The organism is Nocardia sp. NPDC060220 (assembly GCF_042727815.1).
GTDB lineage: Bacteria > Actinomycetota > Actinomycetes > Mycobacteriales > Mycobacteriaceae > Nocardia.
On the sequence record NZ_JBHWZY010000564.1, the window covers coordinates 1 to 4,614 of the forward strand.

Genomic DNA, 4,614 nt, shown 5'->3' on the forward strand with positions numbered 1-4,614 from the left:
GGATCCGCGGACTTCGCGAAGCGTCGCCGTGCTTGCGATGCCGCGGCGACGTGTTCTCGGGCTACCTCGTCGATCCGCTCGATGCGCCGGCGTTGCGCCGCGCGGTAGGACTCGACGAACTCGGGGGAGTAGGTGGAACTGTGCGGTGGCTCCGCGAATCCGTTGGCCGGATCGAACGGGTTCAACGCGGGATCGACGCTGAGCGGGTCCGATTCCACCAGTACGGAAGGGTCGATCAACCGCAGCAGCAACGCGCCCTGACCCGGATGTGGCGCCATGAAGATCGCGCCGTCCGGCATCGGCATCTCGGCTCCGGTGAGATCGATTCGGCGCCCGGCGGGTGTGGTGGCCAGCCGCTGTCCGGATGGTGCGCCTGCTTGCTGGTGGTAGAAGGCGAACAGTGTCCCGCCACCCGAATGTCCGAGGGTGACAACGTGATCGAAATCCTGGTCGCGCAGGAACACCTGGCCTGCGGCCACGTCCAGCAATGCCTGTTCGTGGACGAGCGCGATGTCGTTGTTCGGTGACCGGGTGCCCTGCGTCCACACGGCGTATCCGCGTTCCAGGAGTTCGGGCACCAGCACGTGATGGGTGAGGTCCTGGCGGGGGTGCATGATCGCGACGACGGTGCGCGCCCCGGGCACCGTGCGCAGCACGCCTGCGACTTTCGCGCCGTCGTGGGTGCGCAGTTCGTGCACCGAGGTCACGGTCGAGGTCGGGGCAGCGGCGGATTCGATGTAGCGTCCGGCGCCCAGCCGTTCGGCGGATCGGGTCATCGCGGTTCGACTTTCATGGCGTCCTTGTCCCATTGCACGATCACCGAGTCGGTCAGACCGGCGACGCTGCTGTACCAGACTGCGTGGCGGCACCCGGTCGCCCGGCGATCGATGACGATCGTGCCGGCGGAGGTGAGTTTGAAGTACGGCCCGACGCGTTCGATGCCGAGCTCGGGATCGCGCCCGGCGACTTCGGCGACGGGCTTGTTCTCGGGAACGTCGAGGATGAACAGTGTCGTCATTTCGCCACCGCCTCGGCGTCGAGGCGGCGCTCGTCCTCGGCGTCCTGCCAGGCCGCGGCGCGTTCGACGATGAGCTCGGCCTTGCGGGTGAGCAGCGCGGCCATGCTCGGATTCGGTTGTGAGACAACGTCGACCAGGGCGTCGATCGTCAGGTTCGCGTCGAGATCTTCCTGGGGCGTGACCGGCCGCAGCGCGCGGGTGATCTCGATCATGTAGCCGTTGGGGTCGTGGGTGTAGATCGAGTCGATCGTCTCGTGCTGCACGCGCATCTCGACCGGCCACCGGCTGTCGTCGAGGCGGCGACGATACTCGAGCAGTTCGTCCTCGCTGTCGACGTGGATGGCCAGATGCCGGGACCGGATGAACCAGACGGGGACCTCGGCACCGAACCGGGAGTACGCGTCGCCCTGTGGGCCGCCGTCCTCGAACGGTTCCAGGCCGAAGTAGTAGAAGAAGGCCAAGCGGTCGTCGTTGCCGATGTCGAAGAAGAAGTGGATGAAGTCGGGGTGCTTGTCGGGCCCCCAGCCTGCCGCGCAGATCGAATGCACGACCGGGAAGCCGAGCACGTCACGGTAGAAGGTGACCGTGGCCGCCGGATCGAAGGTCGGGTAGGCGACGTGGTCGACGCCCCGAACGGTGTGTGCGAGGTCACTCATGATGACTCCTCTGGGTGAAGTGGACGAACAGGGGCGGTCAGTGCGGTGCGACCGCGACGTCGGCGCGCAGGAGACTGCCGGCCCGCGGGATCGCGACCGGCAGGTCGAGGCTGCGCAGAATGCTGTACGCACCCGCGGTCGCGGCGGACAGGACCGGAATGCCGAACTCTTGCTCAGCGGCGTCGACGAGGGGCAGCGACGGCATCTGCACGCAGCAGGAGATGACGAGTGCGTCGACGCCCGCCAGGTTCAGCGAGCGAGCCGCGTCCATGACGCGATCGCCCGAGATGCAGCCGACCTCGGTGTTGTCCTCGACCTCGAGGGCCCTCCAGTCGCTGATGGAGAAACCCTCCGCCTCGAGGTACGCCACGACCTTCGCCGCGAGTGGCCGCATGTACGGGGTGACCAGGGCGACGCGCTGGGCGTTCAGTGCCCGCAGTCCCTCCACGAGGGCCCCGGCGCTCGACCGGACCCGAGCCGGGGAATCGCCGGTGGCGAGCTGTTCGGCGACGGAGCTCTCCACACGCTGGTGCTCGCCCGGTCCGCCCACCATCACCGCGACCAGACAGGCGTACAGGATCACCTCGGGGGAGGCATCGGCGATCTCGAGGACACAGCGTTCCCGCTGGGCGTTCATCGCGGCCAGTCCCTCGGGGGAGACGGTGTGCATCCGCATCCGCGTGGAGTGGAAGGAGAACTCGGCCTCGGGATGGCGGGACAGCAGCGCCGGCATCTCCGTCTCGACGGTGGTATTGGAGCTGGGAACGACCAACCCGACGCGATGGATACCCATGTGATTCCTTCCGATCCGGCCTCGACCGACTGTCGAGGATTTACGTATACGACAATTATTCGACACAAGTGATGGTTGGTCAAGTGGGTGCCGCCGAGCGTTTCTCCCATCGCGGGAGGGCAGCGTGTCGTGCGCATCCATGCCCAGTAGCTGCTGTGTAACATCGATGTATGGCCTGACGGCAGCTGATATGCCGCTGACCAGGGAGAAGTGACTGGCATCACGAATAGGTCTTGACATGTCGGCACGGACGTCAAATAATCGACACCAACGTAATTAGCGTTGGGATCGGTCGAAACTCGACCTGTCCGACCACTGTCCGAAGGAGCGCAGCGGCAATGGCATATGTGATCGGTGTGGACGTCGGAGGCACGTTCACCGATGCCGTCCTCGATGACGGGAATGGGCTGATAGTCGCCGGAAAGGCGCCATCGACGCCGCCGGACTACTCGCAGGGGGTGATGGACGTCCTCGAGGTACTGGCCGAGCAGCTCGGTCGGCCGATGGAGGAGATGCTGGCCGACACTCACCACATCGCGCACGGCACCACGTCGTCGCTGAATGCCCTGGTGATGAACAAAGTCCCCGAGGTCGGCTTCCTGACCACCAAGGGACATCGCGATTCGATTTACATCATGAACGTCGAGGGGCGGTACCTGGGCAACTCGCCCGAGCAGCTGCAGAACGTGCTGAACCAGAGCAAGTCGCACGGCCTGGTGAGCAAGCGGCACGCTCTGGAGGTGACCGAGCGCATCGATCGGGACGGTCGCGTGGTCGTGGCCCTGAACGAAGACGACGTGCGGTCGGCGGTCGCGACGTTGTTGGCGGACGGGATCTCCGCGATCGCGGTGTCGCTGCTCTGGTCGTTCCGGAATCCGGCACACGAGCGGCGGATCCGCGACATCGTGCACGAGATCGACCCGTCGGTGTTCGTCGCGCTCTCCAGTGAGGTCAGCCCGCGTATCCGGGAGTTCGCGCGCAACGCCACCACGATCATGAGCACCCAGATCGGACCCGGGCTGCGCGACTACCTCGGTGAGCTCGAAGGGCGGCTGCGGGAGAAGAAGCTGGCCGGCCCGCTGCTGGTGATGCAGAGCAACGGCGGCGCGGTCGCGGCGTCGGAGGCGCCGGGCAACGCCATCTCGACCGTCGGCTCGGTTCTGACCGGTGGCGTCGTCGGCGCGGTCTCACTCGGGCGGCAGCTCGGTCACCGCAACATCATCGCCACCGACGCCGGTGGCACCACGTTTCTGGCGGGCCTCGTGGTCGACGGCGAGCCGGTGCGTTCCTCCTCCACCACCATCAACCATCACCCGATCAACGTGCCGACACTGGAGGTGCACGCGATCGGCTCCGGCGGTGGCGCCATCGCCTGGCTCGACGCGGGCGGCAACCTGCAGATCGGGCCGCACAGTGCCCAGGCGGTGCCCGGCCCTGCCTGCTACGGCCAGGGCGGAACCGAACCCACGAATACCGACGCCAATCTGGTGCTGGGCATCCTGCCCGAACGCGGGCTGCTCGGCGGACGCAAGGCGCTGAGCCTGGAACAGGCACGAGAGGCTATTCGCCGCCGGATCGCCGAACCGCTCGGGTTGACGATCGAACAGGCCGCGGCCGCGATCTACGAGGTCCAGAACGCCCAGACCGGCGACCTGCTGCGCAAAACGGTGGTCGAGGCGGGACACGATCCGCGTGAGTTCATCGTCTACGCGTTCGGTGGATCCGGTCCGGCGCACTGTGGGTTCTACGCGCAGGAGATCGGCGTGAACAACGTCGTCGTTCCACTCGGTCAGGTCGCTTCGGCGTTCTCGGCCTACGGCCTGGCCGCCTCCGACATCGTGCTGGCCAGGGAACTGTCCGATCCCGCGGCCATGCCGCTGGACCCGGCCCGCGTCGAACAGAACTTCAAGCAGCTCGAGGAACAGGTCCGCGAACAACTTTCGCGGCAGGGATTGCAGTTCGCGTCGGTCGAGATCACCCGCGAGATCGACATGCGCTACACCATGCAGCTGGCAGAGGTCGCGACCCCGGTTCCGGGCGGTGCGCTGACCTCGACGGAGATCACGGACGCCGCAACGGCATTCGAAGCACGCTACGCCGACCTCTACGGCCAGGACAGCGGGTTCAGGGAAGCGGGAATCCAGGCG

Annotated in this window: 4 protein-coding genes and 1 pseudogene; 1 reads left to right on the plus strand and 4 read right to left on the minus strand. The window is 66.6% G+C overall.

The features are described from left to right. The 4 genes and pseudogenes from ACFWF3_RS25155 to ACFWF3_RS25170 all read right to left on the minus strand — a co-directional run. Positions 1–776: pseudogene (locus ACFWF3_RS25155) on the minus strand (alpha/beta hydrolase); the annotation flags it as partial. Continuing rightward, positions 773–1,018, minus strand: coding sequence for a hypothetical protein (locus tag ACFWF3_RS25160; RefSeq protein WP_379315690.1), 246 nt, complete (start codon positions 1,016–1,018; stop codon positions 773–775). The pseudogene ACFWF3_RS25155 and the gene ACFWF3_RS25160, both read right to left, overlap by 4 nt. After that, entirely contained in the window at positions 1,015–1,674 is a 660-nt protein-coding gene (locus ACFWF3_RS25165) for a VOC family protein (protein ID WP_378925691.1), read from the minus strand. Before ACFWF3_RS25165 ends, ACFWF3_RS25160 begins: the two co-directional genes overlap by 4 nt. A gap of 37 nt (positions 1,675–1,711) precedes the next feature. Next, positions 1,712–2,467: a maleate cis-trans isomerase gene (locus tag ACFWF3_RS25170; protein ID WP_379315692.1), complete on the minus strand. Its 756-nt coding sequence runs from the start codon at positions 2,465–2,467 to the stop codon at positions 1,712–1,714. Positions 2,468–2,805: 338 nt separating this feature from the next. Between ACFWF3_RS25170 and ACFWF3_RS25175 the strand changes: the two genes are divergently transcribed. Then, on the plus strand, positions 2,806–4,614 hold a 1,809-nt coding region (locus ACFWF3_RS25175; protein ID WP_379315694.1), incomplete at its 3' end, for a hydantoinase/oxoprolinase family protein.

What these genes read in the sequence shown, in the direction of transcription:
- ACFWF3_RS25165 (WP_378925691.1), bottom strand. Translation starts at nt 1,674, where the DNA reads ATGAGTGACCTCGCACACACCGTTCGGGGCGTCGACCACGTCGCCTAC.
- ACFWF3_RS25160 (WP_379315690.1), bottom strand. Translation starts at nt 1,018, where the DNA reads ATGACGACACTGTTCATCCTCGACGTTCCCGAGAACAAGCCCGTCGCC.
- ACFWF3_RS25170 (WP_379315692.1), bottom strand. Translation starts at nt 2,467, where the DNA reads ATGGGTATCCATCGCGTCGGGTTGGTCGTTCCCAGCTCCAATACCACC.